Below are 15,667 nucleotides of genomic sequence, written 5' to 3' on the forward strand. Positions count from 1 at the left end.
CCTGTTTAACAAGCCCGTTTAAAACAAGCCCGTTAAGCGAGGCTACCAAAACAGGGTCAGGATACTGCGCCACTGAGCGCCGACGACAACATCCAATAACTGGCAGGACTCTTTACAATGACCACACCTTCATCAGAACAGGAAGGGCTCGTCCGGGTACTGGCCCGTGGCGATGTATTAGCGCTGGCGTTTGGCGCGATGATCGGCTGGGGCTGGATTGTACTCACCGGTACGGCTATTCAGTCTGCTGGCAGCCTAGGTGCCATTATAGCCTTTATTATCGGTGGTTTAGCGATTGTCTTGGTGGGTCTTACCTATGCAGAGCTGGCCGCTTCGATGCCCAAAGTCGGTGGCGAGCACGTTTACAGCTACCGTGCCTTGGGTCACTTACCCTCCTTCTTATGTACCTGGGCGATTATTTTAGGCTACTTAAGCGTGGTGGCATTTGAAGCTGTCGCGCTGCCCACGGTTATAGAACACCTGGCGCCCAACTACGCCGTTGGCCACCTATGGACGATTGCCGGTTGGGAAGTGAAAGCTACCTGGGTCGCGGTAGGCGTCGGCGGGTCGTTGGCCATGATGATCATTAACTACTTCGGCGTGACCACCGCCGCACTAATACAGAAAGTAGTGACCGGGTTGATTCTGGTGGTGGGCGTAATGTTTGTCACCGGTTCGCTGTTTGAAGGCGAAACCATCAATATGATGCCGCTGTTCACCCAGGCCGATAGCGGCGTGATGGCGGGTATTGTGGCGGTGCTGGTCATGGTGCCGTTTCTGTTCGTGGGGTTTGACGTTATTCCCCAGGCCGCTGAAGAGATCAACCTGCCTTATAAAGCCATCGGCAAAGTGCTGATGATGTCGGTGATTCTAGCCGTGGTGTGGTACGCGCTGATTATTTTGGCGACCAGTTTGGCGCTCAACAGCGATGAGCTGGCGGCAAGCTCGCTCAGCGTGCCGGATGCCATGGGCAGCCTGTTTAATGCCGCTTGGGCCAGCAAATTAATGGTCGTGGCGGGTATTGCTGGCATTATCACTAGCTGGAACGCCTTCTACATTGGCGGCTCACGGGCAATTTATGCGCTGGCGAAAGCGGGCATGCTGCCAGCGCCATTCGCCAAGCTGCACCCACGCTACAGAACCCCGACCAATGCCATCTTTATGATGGGCTTTCTCTCCTGCATCGCGCCGTTCTTTGGCCGCCCCGCGCTAGTCTGGATCGTTAACGCCGGTGGCTTAGGCATTGTGATTGCCTATCTGTTTGTGGCGATCTCGTTCATGGTCTTACGCGTGCGTGAGCCGGATATGCCGCGTCCGTTCAAGGTCAGTAACGGCAAGCTGTGCGGCACCTTAGCGGTCATTCTCTCCTTCGCGATGGCGTGCCTCTACCTACCCGGTAGCCCGGCAGCGCTGAGCGGTGCTGAATGGACCATTTTTGCCGGTTGGGCAGTATTAGGCATCGCCTTATATGTGCACGCACTGCGCACCTACGGGCGTGACTACAGCGACCGCCATATGAAAGTCGACCTATAAACGGCCACCTAGATTTAAGGAGTCACCCCATGAGCTTTATCGAACAGTGGTTGAACGACAGCGTCCCCGCCCTGATTGGCGACGAGTGGCGCACCGGCAAGCAGACCTTTACGGTCGATAACCCCGCCACCGGCGAAACGATTGCCCGCGTAGCCGAAATGGGCGCCGACGATACCCGTGACGCCGTGGCAGCCGCCTACAACGCCGGTGCCGCCTGGCGCGCAACCCCTGTGAAACAGCGCTCAGCGCTGCTGCGCCGCTGGTTTGAACTGATCATTGAGCACGCTGATGATTTAGCCCGCCTGATGACCTTAGAGCAGGGCAAACCGCTTGGAGAAGCCAAAGGCGAAGTCATCTACGGCGCCTCGTTTATCGAGTTCTTCGCTGAAGAAGCCAAGCGCATGGCGGGAGAAACCCTGCCCAGCCACGGCGCCGACAAGCGCCTGCTGGTACTGCGCGAACCGGTCGGTGTGGTGGCGGCAATTACCCCCTGGAACTTCCCGCTGGCGATGATTACCCGCAAGTGCGCACCGGCCTTGGCCGCTGGTTGCACCGTGGTAATCAAGCCCGCTGAAGCGACGCCGCTTACGGCGCTGGCTGCCGCTTACCTAGCATTAGAAGCGGGCCTGCCTGCTGGCACCATTAACGTGATTACCGCCTCAAAACCGGCGGCGGTGGGTGAAGTGCTCACCACCGATCCACGAGTGCGTAAAGTCTCGTTTACCGGCTCAACGCCGGTGGGCAAACACCTGCTCGCCCAGTGCGCCAGCACGGTGAAGAAAACCGCGATGGAACTGGGCGGCAACGCGCCGTTTATTGTCTTTGACGACGCCGATGTAGACGCCGCCGTTGACGGCGCGATTGTCTCTAAATTCCGCAATGCTGGGCAAACCTGCGTCTGCACCAACCGCTTCCTGGTCCAGGACGGCATTTACGACACCTTTGTCGCCAAGCTCACCGAGCGTGTGAACGCGCTAAAAGTAGGCGATGGCCTGGCGGATGGCAGCATTATCGGCCCGCTGATCAATCAGGCGGCGGTAGATAAAGTGCAACGCCACGTAGACGACGCCTTGAACCAAGGCGCGCGGCTGCTCTGTGGCGGCAAGCCTCACGCCGCAGGCGAGCGCTTCTTCACGCCCACAGTGCTGGCAGATGTCACTACCAAGATGGCCGTAGCTGACGAAGAGACCTTCGGCCCCGTCGCGCCGGTATTCCGCTTCAAGCAGGACGAAGAGGCCATCGCAATGGCCAACGACACCCCGTTTGGCCTGGCTGCCTACTTCTACGCCACCGATTATCGCCGCATCTGGCGCACCATGGAGCAGTTGGAGTACGGCATGGTCGGCGTCAACGAAGGGCTGATCTCCACCGAACTGGCGCCGTTTGGCGGTGTGAAAGAGTCCGGGCTGGGCCGTGAAGGTTCCCATCACGGTCTCGACGAATTTACCGAACTGAAATACGTCTGCGTTGGCGGTTTATAAAGAGAATGATGATGACTAACCAAGAATTGAACGAGCTAAAAAACCGCTACGTGGCCAACGGAGCTGCAACGCCGACTACCCAATTTGCCGAGCGCGCTGAGAATGCCGAACTGTGGGACGCCGACGGCAACCGCTGGATCGACTTTGCGGGCGGCATTGGCGTACTCAACCTGGGCCACCGTCACCCGAAAATTGTTGCCGCGGTAGAAGCGCAGCTGAAAAAAGTCATGCACACCAGCGCGGCGGTGATCTCCTACGCGCCCTACGTGCAGCTGTGCCAAAAGCTGTGTGAACTGAGCCCAGTACGCGGCCCTGAGCGCAAAGCGATGCTGGTCAATACCGGTGCCGAAGCGCTGGAAAACGCCGTAAAGATTGCCCGCGCTGCCACTGGCCGCACCGGCATTATCACCTTCGACGGTGCCTTCCACGGCCGCACCATGATGACCCTGGCGATGACCGGCAAGGTGCTGCCCTACAAGAACGACTTCGGCCCGATGCCGGGCGACGTGTTCCGAGCACCGTTCCCCAACCCGCTGCACGGCATCAGCGAAGAAGCCTCGCTCAACGCCATTCGCACGCTGTTCAAAACCGATATCGCCCCGCACCGCACGGCGGCGATTGTGATCGAGCCGGTACAGGGCGAAGGCGGTTTCTACATCGCCTCACCGGACTACCTGAGAGCACTGCGTGCGTTGTGCGACGAGCATGGCATTCTGCTGATCGCCGACGAAGTTCAGTCTGGCTTCGCCCGCACCGGTAGGCTGTTCGCCCTCGAACATAGCGGCATTGAGGCGGATATTCTCACCACCGCCAAGAGCCTGGCCAACGGCATGCCGCTCTCGGCCGTGGTAGGTTCTGCCAAAGTGATGGACGCCTCCGGCCCCAACTCGCTAGGCGGCACCTACAGCGGTAACCCGCTCTCCTGCGCCGCAGCGCTGGCGGTGATTGAGGTAATCGAAGAGGAAGATATCCTGGCCCGCAGCGAGCAGATGGGCAAGATGCTGGCGGAACGCTTTGCCGTTTGGGAAGAACACTTCCCCGCCGTGGCCCACGGCCGCCAGCTAGGCGCCATGGCCGCGTTTGAGTTGCTCGATAGCGACGGCAAACCGGATGCGCAGATGACCGGCGCACTGTGCGCCAAGGCGCGTGAGAAAGGCCTGATCCTGCTCTCCTGCGGCTTCTACGGCAACAGCATCCGTATTCTGGTGCCGCTGACGGTTTCTTCAGCGGTGTTGGAAGAGGGCTTGAGCATTATCGAGCAGTCCCTGGAAGCGCTTAGCTAATACCTTTCTTAGCGTCATCTAACCCGCCATCGTCAACAGTGAAAGCTGCTGGCGATGGCGGTTTAGTTTCGAGAGGTCTATCTTTAGCGGACGTTGCTGCGGCTCCAGCGCCAATGTCATTTTTGTTCTGGCGCCACTTCGTGGGAGAGGCACCCTTCGGTCTTTTATTAGCATTTCACAATTAAATAGCTAAACTGAATGGGGGTAGCTACATAGCCCAGACGTAACAGCCGTCATGCAGGTATGAACGGCTGATCGTGAGCCCCAGAGGAGATGCCGACATGAACATAGTGAAGCAAGTAGCGAACCGCTGGTTAGTGGTTCTATTCTTAGTAATGCTGGCGATGCCCGCCATGGCTAAGGAAGGGGTTGATTTTGTGACGCCAGAGGATGGCGCTGAGTTGTCAAACCCAATACAGGTAGAAATGGGCGTCTCGGGTATGCAAATCGAGCCTGCTGGTACCATGGAGGAGGGCACAGGCCACCATCATTTGATCGTTGATGGTGGGCCGATTGCCGAAGGTGAGGTTATTCCCGCCGATGATACCCATATCCATTTCGGTGGCGGCCAGACCAGCTATGAGCTCACCCTTCCCCCTGGCGAGCATACGTTGACTCTGCAGTTCGCCGATGGCGCGCACCGTTCCTATGGTGCTGACTGGTCGAGCACTATCACCGTTGACGTGGTTGAGTAACCGGTATTTAAAGAAAAACGCTCAGTCCCATCCTCGCACGATTCGTGGATGGGGCTGTCGGCGTTGACTGTTATGGATTCTGCCCACCATCGTCAAACAGCGGTAGCTCTTAAATAAGTTAGTGTCAACTAGGGAGTGAATAAATGAAAGTTCCTCAATGGGTTGTCTGGGATCTTGGGGGTGTTGTTATTGACTTGGATTTCCGCGGCATGATGGATGATGCCACTGAGAAATTTAATATTGATAAGTCAGAGTTACTTCCGCTAATTCGCGAGGAATTTAATGTATCTCCTTCGAATTACAGCCTTACCGAAAAAGCCGTCGCTGGGTTAATAACAAAAAAAGATTATATTTATGAAATAAAGAGTGCAATAAGTAGCGATATTTCTGAGCGTGAAATAGAGAGTTTGCTGAAAAGGATATTGGTCGGCGAAAAAGATGAAACAGTATTGTTAATTAAGCTATTGTCTCAACGTGGTTTTCGCCAAGCTTGCATGTCAAATATCGACCAAACGCATTGGGAGAAAATACAATCCTTCCCGAATGTTGATAATTTATTCGAAAAGAAGTTTCTATCTTTTGAGCATAAGGTTGTCAAACCTAATGCCGATGCTTTTTTTAAAATGTTGGAGTTTTTAGGTTGCGGTAAAGACGATATTGTTTTCATCGATGATCGTGAAGATAATGTCAAAAGTGCTAATGATAATGATATTGATGCGGTTCTTTTTAAAAACCATACCAAGCTCTTGGAAGATTTTACAACGCGTGGTTTGTTAAATTAAATTTTTTCCTCTGGAAGGCTCTATCTTGAATTATTAGGGGAATTCCATTAACTGTAAAGCCTATTCGTCACCAAACCATGACGTTACCATCAAGGTTACGTTTGCGTAATCAACCCAGCAGGATCCAACAGTAGGAGATTAACAGTGTATATCGCTATGAACCGTTTTAGGATTGCTCCAGGCCGCGAAGAGGACTTTTTAGAGGTGTGGCGCAACCGTGATTCCCACCTGGATGAAGTGCCGGGCTTCAAGCAATTTAAGATGCTGCAAGGCGAAAGCCAGGAAGACCACACCGTGTTTATCTCCCACAGCGTGTGGGAGTCGGAAGAGGCCTTCCGCGACTGGACAAAGTCAGACGCGTTCCGAAAAGCTCATGCTAATGCCAAGGCGCCGGAAGGCATCTACCTTGGCCCACCCAAGTTTGAGGGTTATGAAGTGGTGTTGTAAGTCTAATTTTATTAACGCTTATACCACCCCCGGCGGTGTCAAAGGCGGCAAGTAGCGCTCCAGCAGTTGAGCGGCATGCAGCACTTTAAGGTCTTGATGTTTGCCTGCTACAAGATGCAGACCTACCGGCAGCCCCTGGTTATCCAGCCCGCAAGGCAGCGATGCAGCGGGCTGTTGGGTAAGGTTGAAGGGGTAGCTAAACGGCGTCCAGTCCATCCAGTCTTTATAGCGCCCGCTTAGCGGCACATTGTGGCCCGCGGCAAAGGGTGCAATGGGCATCGTAGGCGTGACCAGCAAATCATAGCGCTTATGAAACGCCGCCATCTGCGCCGTTAATTCGCTGCGCTCACGCCGGGCGGCGAGGTAGGCGGAAAGCGATACATCCTGCCCACGTCTGGCAATATCCAGAAATCCTGGGTCGAGCGCTGCCTGCTGCTGTTCGGTGAGTTTTTCGATCGCTTGGGTAGCACCCGCAAACCAGAGGGTATTAAAGGTTTTAATTGGATCGCTAAAGCCAGGATCTACGCGTTCTACGGTCGCGCCCAGTGCTTCTAAATGGGCAACGGCCTCCTCAACTTGCTGGGCAATATCCGGGGCTACCTCTACATAGCCAAGATCAGCGCTAAAGGCGATGCGCCAGCCGCGTAGGTCAGCAGGGGGTGGCGTTCGCCAGTCTGGCCCGAGTGGGTTGCCGGAATAGCCATCCCGCACATCCGGCTGCGCCATCACGCTAAGCATAAGCGCGCTGTCGGCGGCGGTGCGGGTCATCGGCCCCAGGTGGGAGAGTGTACTCATGGCGCTGGCGGGCCACTGGGGCACCCAGCCAAAGGTGGGCTTAATGCCAAAGGTGCCGGTGAAACTGCATGGAATGCGGATGGAGCCCCCCGCGTCGCTGCCCTGGTGAAGCAAACCCAAATTGAGCGCTGCGGCTGCGGCTGCGCCACCGGATGAGCCCCCTGGGGTGAGTTCAGTGTTCCAAGGGTTGCGGGTAATGCCGTGCAGCGGGTTATCGGTGACGCCTTTCCAGCCAAACTCAGGCGAGGTGGTCTTGCCGATCACGATGGCCCCGGCGTTGCGCAGGTGGCGGCTGATTGGGGCGTCTACTTCCCAGGGGCCATCTGCCGAGGTGGTAGTCGAGCCTAGGCGCGTGGGCAAACCTTTGGTTAAGGTGAGGTCTTTAATGGTAATGGGTATGCCATCCAGCGTGCCGCAGGGCGTGCCTGCCTGCCAGCGTCTAGCCGACTCTGCGGCCAGGCGTCGAGCCTCTACATCGTTAACGCAGGTAAACGCATTGACCTTGGGGTTATGCCGCTCAATCCGTGCCAAGCAGTCCTCGACCAGTGACTCCGGCGAGAGCGAGCCCTCGCCGAAACGGGCCAGTGCCTCGACGGCCGTTAGGGTTGCAAAGGAGTCAGCCATGATTATTCACCATCCTCGACACCGGCCGCTTCAAGCATCGCGTGCAGTAAAACGTTACAGCCAGCGTGAACGTGTTCAGGTGTGGCGCTCTCAATTTCGTTGTGGCTGATGCCATCCTTGCAGGGAATAAAGATCATCGCGGCGGGAGCCACGCGGCTGACAAACATCGCATCGTGGCCAGCGCCGCTGATGATATCCATATGCGAGAGATTGAGTTTCTCCGCACCTTGGCGAACCGCATCAACACACGCTTCATTGAAGTGTTCAGGTGCAAAATCTGCGGTGGGAGTTAGCTCGTACTCTAACCCGTGATGTTGGCAGATTTCCTCAACAGCAGCGGCAACGGATTGGCCCATTGCGATAAGGGCTTCTGGCTCCCAGTGGCGCATATCCAGAGTCATTTTGACCTGGCCGGGAATCACGTTGCGCGAACCAGGATGCAGGGTCATGCAGCCCACCGTGCCGCGCCCGTGGGGCTGATGATCAAAGGCAATACGGTTGAGCGCCTGAGTAACTTCCGCAGCACCCATTAGGGCATCGCGGCGTAAGCTCATCGGGGTAGGGCCTGCATGGGCTTCAAGCCCGGTCAGGGTTAAATCAAACCACTTCTGGCCAAGCCCACCGATAACCACACCAATGGTGGTGTCGGTATCTTCAAGAATAGGGCCTTGTTCAATGTGCGGTTCAAAGTAGGCTTTGATCTCGCTTGGTGAGACTTCATCGTTGCCGCGGTAATGAATGGCATCTAACGCATCGCTGACCGTGACACCATAGGCGTCGGTGCGCGCTAGCATGGCGTCAAATTCCAACACACCACTAAATACCCCGGAACCCATCATGCAAGGAGGGAAGCGGCAACCTTCTTCATTGGTCCAGGCGACCACTTCGATGGGGGATTGCGTCGTAATGTTGTGCTGGTTAAGGGTGCGAATGACTTCCAGGCCGGAGAGCACGCCGAAGCAGCCGTCATACTTGCCGCCGGTTGGCTGACTGTCCAAGTGGCTGCCCGACATGACTGTTTTGGCGTTGGGGTCGCTGCCTTCCCGGCGGGCAAAGATATTGCCGATATTATCAATCCGAACCGTGCAGCCCTCGGCGCGACACCACTGAATAAACAGGTCGCGTCCCTGGCGTTCTAAATCGGTAAGCGCTTGACGGTTGACCCCGCCTTTGGGAGTGGCGCCCAGTTTGGCCATCTCCATCAGCGACTCCCATAGGCGGTCGCTGGCGGTTCGTAGGTCGGTGATATTATTGGTTGGTTTAACGTAGGTATTCATTTAACTCCCCTCGCAAGATTAGACGGACGCATTTTCCGTCGGTAAGTCGTGTAGCTTGGAACGGTGATTCTGAAGGTTGGGAGATTCGTTGCTGATCAGCATCTGTTCAGCCATTTCCGCTTCCAGCGCGCTCATATGATGCTCGGCATCGGCCATATGCTCGGCCATTACCTGACGCACCCGTTGGGCATCTTCAGTGCGGTAAGCCTCTATCAACTGTCGGTGATAGTCCTGGTTGGCGTGATCGAATTGCTTACGCTCGGGCACGTATGCTTTTTTGATCACTACCAAATCACGCAGCATGTCGTTTAAAAACTGGCACATAAACGCGAGTAACGGGTTAGGGCAGGCACGGGCCAGCAGTTGGTGAAACTCCAGCTCTAAAAAGCGCTGGTGGCGATGATCCTCCTCGCCCCCGCAGCACGCACAGGCCGATACATTGGCTTCCAACTGCTGGAAATCGTGATCGGTGAGCCTTCCCACCACTGACGCCGCAAGCTCTACTTCCAATAGCTTGCGCAGCTGATATACCTGCTTGCCATTTAGTTGCTGGAAATGCAGAAAGTTGCGCAGCATGCGGCTGGCGGGCTCCATGCCTGGCTGGTTGATCACCGCGCCCCCTTTAGGCCCGGTTTTTAAAGTGATAAGCCCCTCAACCTCAAGGATCTTAAGCGCTTCGCGCACGGTGGCCTTGGCGCTACCGTAAAGCTCCATCAGCGCTTTTTCGTTCGGTAGCCGGTCGCCTTCCCCTAATGACTCGGCGGCAATCCAGCGCTTGATATCGTCGCTGATCAGCTCGGCGAGTTTGGGTCGGCGACTTGAGGCTGGGCCAGAGGTTGAAACTGTTTTTGTAACAGGGGCTTGCGTCATCAACACACTCCTTATCTGTGGTTAGCGCTGCTGGTCACTTCTTGGGTATAGGCGGGTAAACGTTCAGGGTGGTACTCAGCATCGTAGTCGTAGCGTGCCTGGGTAAAACGTTCCACTACTGCTGTATCGCGACGGTGCAGCGCATGGCTTAAGCCAACAAACAGCGCAGCATTCAGCAATAGGCCCCAAATACCCGCGTGGTAGCCAAAGGGAGCGCTTAGCGGGCCAAAGGTCATTAGTAGTACACAGGCAACGCCAGCCCATAACCCGGCGAGCGCAGCGGTGGGGTGGGCCTTTTTCCAGGTGATGGCACCGATGGTGGGAATCACCAGTTGTGCGGTGCCTGCTAGTGCCGCAATACCAATGGTGACCAGTACGCCGGGTACGGTAAGCGCCATGATATAAGCCGCCAGAGAGAAGCCCACCAGCGATAGACGACCGATATAAACAATACGTGCCTGGCTCGCTTCACGGTTTACATAGCGTTTGTAGATATCCATCGTGACCACGGTGGATACCGCGTGAATCTGCGAGTTAGCCGTGGACATCGCGGCCGAAGCGCCTGCTGCCATAATCAACGAGGCAAGCAGGTAAGGGGCATACTCCATCAACATGATGGGCAGGATTTGATCGGCATTTTCTACATTGGGCTCAAGTAGCACGCCGGAGTAGCCAGACAGCACCGATCCCACATAAGCAAAGGCGGCCAAGCCCAGCAAAAAGGGCATTAAGTTAAACAGCTTGCCGTGTTTGACCGAGTACATGCGCAGCCAGATTTGCGGGCCCATAAAGGCACCAATAGTGGTAATGGCAAACAGCGAGAACCACATAGGGTAGCCCATCGTGCCGTTAGGTCCTGGCATGGTGAGATGCTCAGGAGAGGTTTGCTGTAGCTGACTAAAGAGAGCGGTTGGCCCACCTACCTGGGTGGAAATGTAGTAGCCCGCGTACAGCATGCCGAAGAACAGCAGTGCGCCATAAATAACGTCTGTCCAGGCGATGGCGCGGATGCCGCCAATCCATACGTAGATAATAATAATGAAGTAGAACAGCAGCGCGGCGAGCCAGAAAGGAATCAAGCCACCGGAGGCGACTTCGATTAAATAGGCGCCCCCGGTTAGCTGAATCTGCAAATAAGGCACGGTGAAAATCAGCGTAATAGCGGCAACGGTAATGCGCAGCGCCTCGCTGTTATAAAAGTCGCCAATTAAGTCTGAAGGTGTTAAATAATTGAATCGCTTGCCTAAAAACCAAACCCGCTTACCGATCCAGTAGTACATAAAGCCAAACAGCAGGTTCCAGGCTAACGCAGTAAGAAATACCGGCCCGTTGGTATAAAAGGTCGCGTTAGAACCGAGGAACGCAAAGGCACTCCACCAGGTTGCCGCCACGGTGAAAAACACCGCAATACTGCCCATGGCGCGACCTTGAACGAAAAAGTCTTCGCTGGTTTCTTGCGATTGCCGCGCCGATAAAATCCCCACCATCAAGGGGATAATCATAAAGGCCGCAATAATTAATAAACTACCGGTCATGGTTAATCCCCTTGCGATGGCTGTTCAGTGGCGTGAGCAGTTGTTGGTACGGGGCTGCCCCAATTGGTGAAGTAGGCCACCAAAAACAGCGCCGTTATCACAAACCACCAAAACAAGTTCCACACCAACAGAAAGGGGATACCCATCACCATGGGCTCTATGCGGTTAGCTAGCATAATGAAGGGACTTTCCAGCATAAAAAAACTGAAAAGCATGCCGCCATAAATCGACAGCTTTAGCGGGGTTAAATATTTCATAGCGAGTTAGCCCTTTATTTACGTTGAACTGTTTGTGTTGAATTTGTGAGCAGTATTTCCAGCATGCGGTGACGAATCACATCGCTTGTTGAAGCAACGTAATCGGTGCCGAGTACTGTTTGGGCGTGTTCCACTGATTTGTTGTATTTATTCGTATAAATATAATGGATAGGTGCTTTTTTAATCGACGTCAAGGTTAAGAGATCTTCAACGCGGCTCTATTACGTATAGATTCTCTAACGTGAACAAAAGAAGAGGGTAATTTTATAAACGTGTTCAGTGGCGCATGCTGAGGTCATGCCACATACGATGGAGCTGGACACCATGTTTGGAATAAAAAGCAAAACGAAGCCGCAAACCTCGGATTCTTCTTTACAAGATACGCCTGCAAAAACGGCACTTAATCAGCACTACTGGATGCCGTTTAGTGCTAATCGCGATTTTCATGCTAACCCGAGGGTGATCGCCGGGGCGGAAGGGCGCTACTACATTGATGATCAGGGGCGGAAGCTGTTTGATTCGCTGTCAGGCCTGTGGACATGCGGCGCGGGCCACAATCGCGAAGAGATCCAAAAGGCTGTGTCGGCGCAGCTCGGCACGCTCGACTTTGCCCCCGGTTTTCAGCTTGCTCATCCGCTGGCATTCAAACTGGCGGAAAAGGTCGCTAGCCTGACGCCTGCTGGGCTTGATCATGTGTTCTTCACCAACTCGGGTTCAGAAGCCGCCGATACCTCGGTCAAGATGGCCAAGGCCTACTGGCGGCTGAAAGGGAAACCTGAGAAAACCCGTATGATCGGCCGTGCCAAGGGCTATCACGGGGTGAATATCGGCGGCACCAGCCTGGGCGGTATTGGTGGTAATCGTAAACACTACGGCCAGTTGATGGATGTAACGCACCTGCCGCACACCCTGCAGGCGGGCCATGCCTACTCCCGTGGTCAAGCTGAAACCGGTGCCGAGCTTGCCGATGCGCTGCTCGATCAAATCGCGCTCCATGATGCCTCCACCATTGCCGCGGTGATTGTTGAGCCGATGTCCGGCTCTGCAGGCGTCATTGTGCCGCCAAAAGGCTACCTGGATCGGCTACGCGAGATCTGCACCGCCCACGATATTCTGCTGATTTTTGATGAAGTCATCACCGCCTTTGGTCGCAGTGGCGCGACTACCGGCGCCGAGGCTTTTGGCGTCACGCCGGATATCATGAATGTAGCCAAGCAGATCACCAATGGCGCCATTCCTATGGGCGCAGTGATCGCTTCCAGCGAGATTTTCGACACCTTTATGCACGCCGGTGGCCCCCAGCACGCCGTGGAGTTTCCCCATGGCTACACCTACAGCGCCCACCCGGTGGCTTGTGCGGCAGGGTTGGCTGCGCTTGAGATGATGGAGCGTGAGAATTTCCCCGCCCAGGTTAGCGCTATTGCGCCCGCCTTTGAGAAAAAGCTGCATGCCCTGCAAGGCCGCAACCATATTGTTGATATTCGCAACTACGGCTTGGCTGGCGCTATTCAGCTAACGCCCCGGGACGGCGACCCAACGATTCGCCCCCGAGATGCGCATATGGCGCTCTGGGAAGCGGGCTTTTATGTGCGCTACGGCGGCGACACCCTACAGTTTGGCCCTCCCTTTGGCACCACCGAGGCAGAGTTAGAGCGGCTGTTTGATGCGGTGGCGACCACCTTGGATTCGTTGGCCTAAGAGCCGCGGACATAGACTTCGTTGGCGAAAGCGACTGAACTAAATTTTAGAGAGTTTGAATATGAGTAATGTTTCCCACCTGATTAACGGTGAATTAGTCCAAAGCCAGCGCACGCTGGATGTCACCAACCCCTCAACTGGCAAGGTGATTCGCCAAGTAGCGGATGCCAATGCCGCCGATGTAGAGCGTGCGATTGCCGCTGCCCAGGCGGCTTTCCCCGCTTGGCGCGATACCCCGCCCGCCAAGCGCGCCCAGGTGATGTACCGCTTTAAGCAGCTGCTCGAAGATAACGCTAACCGCCTGGTGCAACTGGTCAGCGAAGAGCATGGCAAAACCCCCGAAGACGCCATGGGTGAACTCAAGCGTGGCATCGAGAACGTTGAGTACGCCTGTGGCGTGCCGGAACTGCTCAAAGGCGAGTACTCTCACAACGTTGGGCCGGGCATTGATGCGTGGTCTAACTTTCAGCCGTTAGGCGTGGTGGCGGGCATTACCCCGTTTAACTTCCCTGCCATGGTGCCGCTGTGGATGTATCCCATGGCGATTGCCTGCGGTAATACCTTTATCCTCAAGCCTTCCGAGAAAGACCCTTCAGCGGCGATGGCAGTGGCGGAGCTGCTTCAAGAAGCCGGGCTACCCAAAGGCGTGATGAATGTGGTTCATGGCGGGCGTGAGGCTGTGGAAACGCTGCTGGATGCCAAGGTCGTAAAAGCTATTTCCTTTGTGGGCTCAACCCCCGTAGCGGAAGCGATTTACTCACGCGGTTCCGCCGCTGGCAAACGCGTTCAGGCCTTGGGCGGGGCGAAGAACCACGCCGTCGTGCTGCCCGATGCTGACCTAGAGAACGCCGCCAATACGCTCATGGGCGCAGCATTTGGCAGTTGCGGCGAGCGCTGCATGGCGATCTCGGTGGCGGTTTGCGTTGGCGATGAAACGGCCAATCGCTTAGTCGAGACCATGCTGCCTAAAATCGCACAGTTAAAAGTTGGCCCTGGCACCAAAAAAGATCTGGATATGGGGCCGCTGGTGACGGCTGAGCACCGCGATAAAGTACTTAGTTTTATCGAAGATGGTGTAAACGCCGGGGCTACGCTGGTCGCCGATGGTCGTGATCTGCAAGTCGCCGGTTACGAGGAAGGTTACTTCGTGGGTGGCTGCCTGTTCGATAACGTCACCGCCGAGATGCGCATCTATCAAGAAGAGATCTTCGGGCCGGTGCTGTGCGTGGTACGGGTCGGCAGCCTGGACGACGCCATGCAACTGATTAACGACCACGAATACGGCAATGGCACCTGCCTGTTCACCCGTGATGGCGAAGCCGCCCGACGCTTTACCGATGGCGTTGAAGTGGGCATGGTGGGAGTCAATGTGCCGCTGCCGGTACCGGTGGCCTACCACAGCTTTGGCGGCTGGAAGCGCTCGCTGTTTGGCGATCTTCACGCCTACGGCCCTGACTCAGTGCGTTTCTATACCCGCCGCAAAGCGGTTTCCCAGCGCTGGCCGTCAGTAAGCGAAGCGACCCGGGCGGAGTTCTCTTTCCCCGCCAATCAAAGTTGACGTTCCAGGGTAAATAGGACATCTTCTCAGCACCGTCGCTCTGCGACGGTGCTTTTTTAGTGCCTATCTTCGATGTAAGGGACGAATGCAGCGTGGCAAGAACCCAGGACGAAATTCGCCAGACCAACGTTAAGAAGATTCTCTTAGCGGCGGAGCAGCTATTTGCCGAAAAAGGCTACGCCGGTGCCTCCATGGGGGAAATCGCCCAGATGGCCGATATTCCCAAGTCCAACGTGCACTATTACTTTTCGACCAAAAAGGCCCTGTACCAGGACGTATTGCTGGAGCTTCTAGAGGTCTGGAAGCAGGACGCGCTCTGCTTCGAGCTCTACGATGACCCCCGCGTGGTGCTCTCCACCTATATCCGCGCCAAGATGAACCACTCCCGCAATCGTGCTCATGGCTCTAAAATATGGGCGGCCGAGGTGATGCAGGGCGCACCGATTCTGAAAGAGCGCCTGCGCGACAACCTCTACGAATGGGCCAAGCTTAAAGAGTCGAAAATTCGTGAATGGGTGGAGTCTGGCCAAATCAACCCCGTCGAGCCTTCCTACCTGCTTTATATGATCTGGGCCTCCACCCAGCACTATGCCGACTTCGACTACCAAATCTACCTGCTCAATGACGACCAACCGCTTGACGACCTGCAGTTCGAAAAAGCCGTGCAGTCAGTGACCACGGTGATTTTACGGGGCATTGGGCTGACGGTGTAGAGTTCAGGTCGTATCACACCAAAACTCGCAGCATGAACTCGGATGAGATTTTCTAATCTTAATTGATGGAGATCTCGCTATGAAAAGCTTCTGGCCGACAAACCGCTGGAAGCTGGGGC

The 15,667-nt window shown here is 55.5% G+C and carries 14 protein-coding genes; 9 read left to right on the forward strand and 5 right to left on the reverse strand.

Annotated elements, in window-relative coordinates; genetic code table 11:
- The first annotated feature begins 117 nt into the window (after positions 1 to 117).
- The 6 genes from QT230_RS09885 (at position 118) to QT230_RS09910 (ending at position 6,221) form a co-directional block, all read left to right on the forward strand.
- Positions 118 to 1,533, forward strand: a complete 1,416-nt coding sequence (locus QT230_RS09885; RefSeq protein ID WP_308321509.1) for an APC family permease — start codon at positions 118 to 120, stop codon at positions 1,531 to 1,533.
- 29 nt (positions 1,534 to 1,562) lie between these two features.
- Positions 1,563 to 3,014, forward strand: coding sequence for an NAD-dependent succinate-semialdehyde dehydrogenase (locus QT230_RS09890; RefSeq protein WP_308321510.1), 1,452 nt, complete (start codon positions 1,563 to 1,565; stop codon positions 3,012 to 3,014).
- 11 nt (positions 3,015 to 3,025) lie between these two features.
- The gene (gene gabT, locus QT230_RS09895) at positions 3,026 to 4,297 is read left to right on the forward strand and encodes a 4-aminobutyrate--2-oxoglutarate transaminase (protein ID WP_308321511.1); all 1,272 of its coding nucleotides are present in this window, start codon (positions 3,026 to 3,028) and stop codon (positions 4,295 to 4,297) included.
- Between the two features lie 281 nt (positions 4,298 to 4,578).
- Complete coding sequence (locus QT230_RS09900; protein ID WP_308321512.1) at positions 4,579 to 4,992, forward strand: DUF4399 domain-containing protein; 414 nt, start codon at positions 4,579 to 4,581, stop codon at positions 4,990 to 4,992.
- Positions 4,993 to 5,135: 143 nt separating this feature from the next.
- Positions 5,136 to 5,774 carry an HAD family hydrolase gene (locus QT230_RS09905; protein ID WP_308321513.1) on the forward strand — a complete coding sequence of 213 codons (639 nt, stop codon included), beginning with the start codon at positions 5,136 to 5,138 and terminating at the stop codon, positions 5,772 to 5,774.
- A 144-nt stretch (positions 5,775 to 5,918) separates the two neighbouring features.
- Positions 5,919 to 6,221, forward strand: coding sequence for an antibiotic biosynthesis monooxygenase (locus QT230_RS09910; protein WP_035560873.1), 303 nt, complete (start codon positions 5,919 to 5,921; stop codon positions 6,219 to 6,221).
- 18 nt (positions 6,222 to 6,239) lie between these two features.
- Here QT230_RS09910 and QT230_RS09915 read toward each other — a convergent pair whose 3' ends face one another.
- The 5 genes from QT230_RS09915 to QT230_RS09935 are packed head-to-tail and all read right to left on the reverse strand — an operon-like array spanning position 6,240 to position 11,579.
- Positions 6,240 to 7,640 carry an amidase gene (locus QT230_RS09915; protein WP_308321514.1) on the reverse strand — a complete coding sequence of 467 codons (1,401 nt, stop codon included), beginning with the start codon at positions 7,638 to 7,640 and terminating at the stop codon, positions 6,240 to 6,242.
- A gap of 2 nt (positions 7,641 to 7,642) precedes the next feature.
- Positions 7,643 to 8,917 carry a Zn-dependent hydrolase gene (locus QT230_RS09920; RefSeq protein WP_308321515.1) on the reverse strand — a complete coding sequence of 425 codons (1,275 nt, stop codon included), beginning with the start codon at positions 8,915 to 8,917 and terminating at the stop codon, positions 7,643 to 7,645.
- A gap of 18 nt (positions 8,918 to 8,935) precedes the next feature.
- Positions 8,936 to 9,787, reverse strand: a complete 852-nt coding sequence (locus QT230_RS09925) for an FCD domain-containing protein (protein WP_308321516.1) — start codon at positions 9,785 to 9,787, stop codon at positions 8,936 to 8,938.
- Between the two features lie 11 nt (positions 9,788 to 9,798).
- Positions 9,799 to 11,322, reverse strand: a complete 1,524-nt coding sequence (locus tag QT230_RS09930) for a sodium:solute symporter family protein (protein WP_308321517.1) — start codon at positions 11,320 to 11,322, stop codon at positions 9,799 to 9,801.
- A gap of 2 nt (positions 11,323 to 11,324) precedes the next feature.
- Positions 11,325 to 11,579: a hypothetical protein gene (locus tag QT230_RS09935; RefSeq protein WP_308321518.1), complete on the reverse strand. Its 255-nt coding sequence runs from the start codon at positions 11,577 to 11,579 to the stop codon at positions 11,325 to 11,327.
- A gap of 324 nt (positions 11,580 to 11,903) precedes the next feature.
- Here QT230_RS09935 and QT230_RS09940 point away from each other — a divergent pair, with 324 nt between their 5' ends.
- The 3 genes from QT230_RS09940 (at position 11,904) to QT230_RS09950 (ending at position 15,548) form a co-directional block, all read left to right on the forward strand.
- Positions 11,904 to 13,277 (forward strand): aspartate aminotransferase family protein, encoded by a 1,374-nt coding sequence (locus QT230_RS09940; RefSeq protein ID WP_308321519.1) that lies wholly within the window; start codon positions 11,904 to 11,906, stop codon positions 13,275 to 13,277.
- 61 nt (positions 13,278 to 13,338) lie between these two features.
- Positions 13,339 to 14,835: a CoA-acylating methylmalonate-semialdehyde dehydrogenase gene (locus QT230_RS09945; RefSeq protein WP_308321520.1), complete on the forward strand. Its 1,497-nt coding sequence runs from the start codon at positions 13,339 to 13,341 to the stop codon at positions 14,833 to 14,835.
- 92 nt (positions 14,836 to 14,927) lie between these two features.
- Positions 14,928 to 15,548, forward strand: a complete 621-nt coding sequence (locus QT230_RS09950) for a TetR/AcrR family transcriptional regulator (RefSeq protein WP_308321522.1) — start codon at positions 14,928 to 14,930, stop codon at positions 15,546 to 15,548.
- Positions 15,549 to 15,667: the final 119 nt, after the last annotated feature.

Source organism: Halomonas sp. SpR8, assembly GCF_031010195.1.
Taxonomy (GTDB): domain Bacteria; phylum Pseudomonadota; class Gammaproteobacteria; order Pseudomonadales; family Halomonadaceae; genus Vreelandella.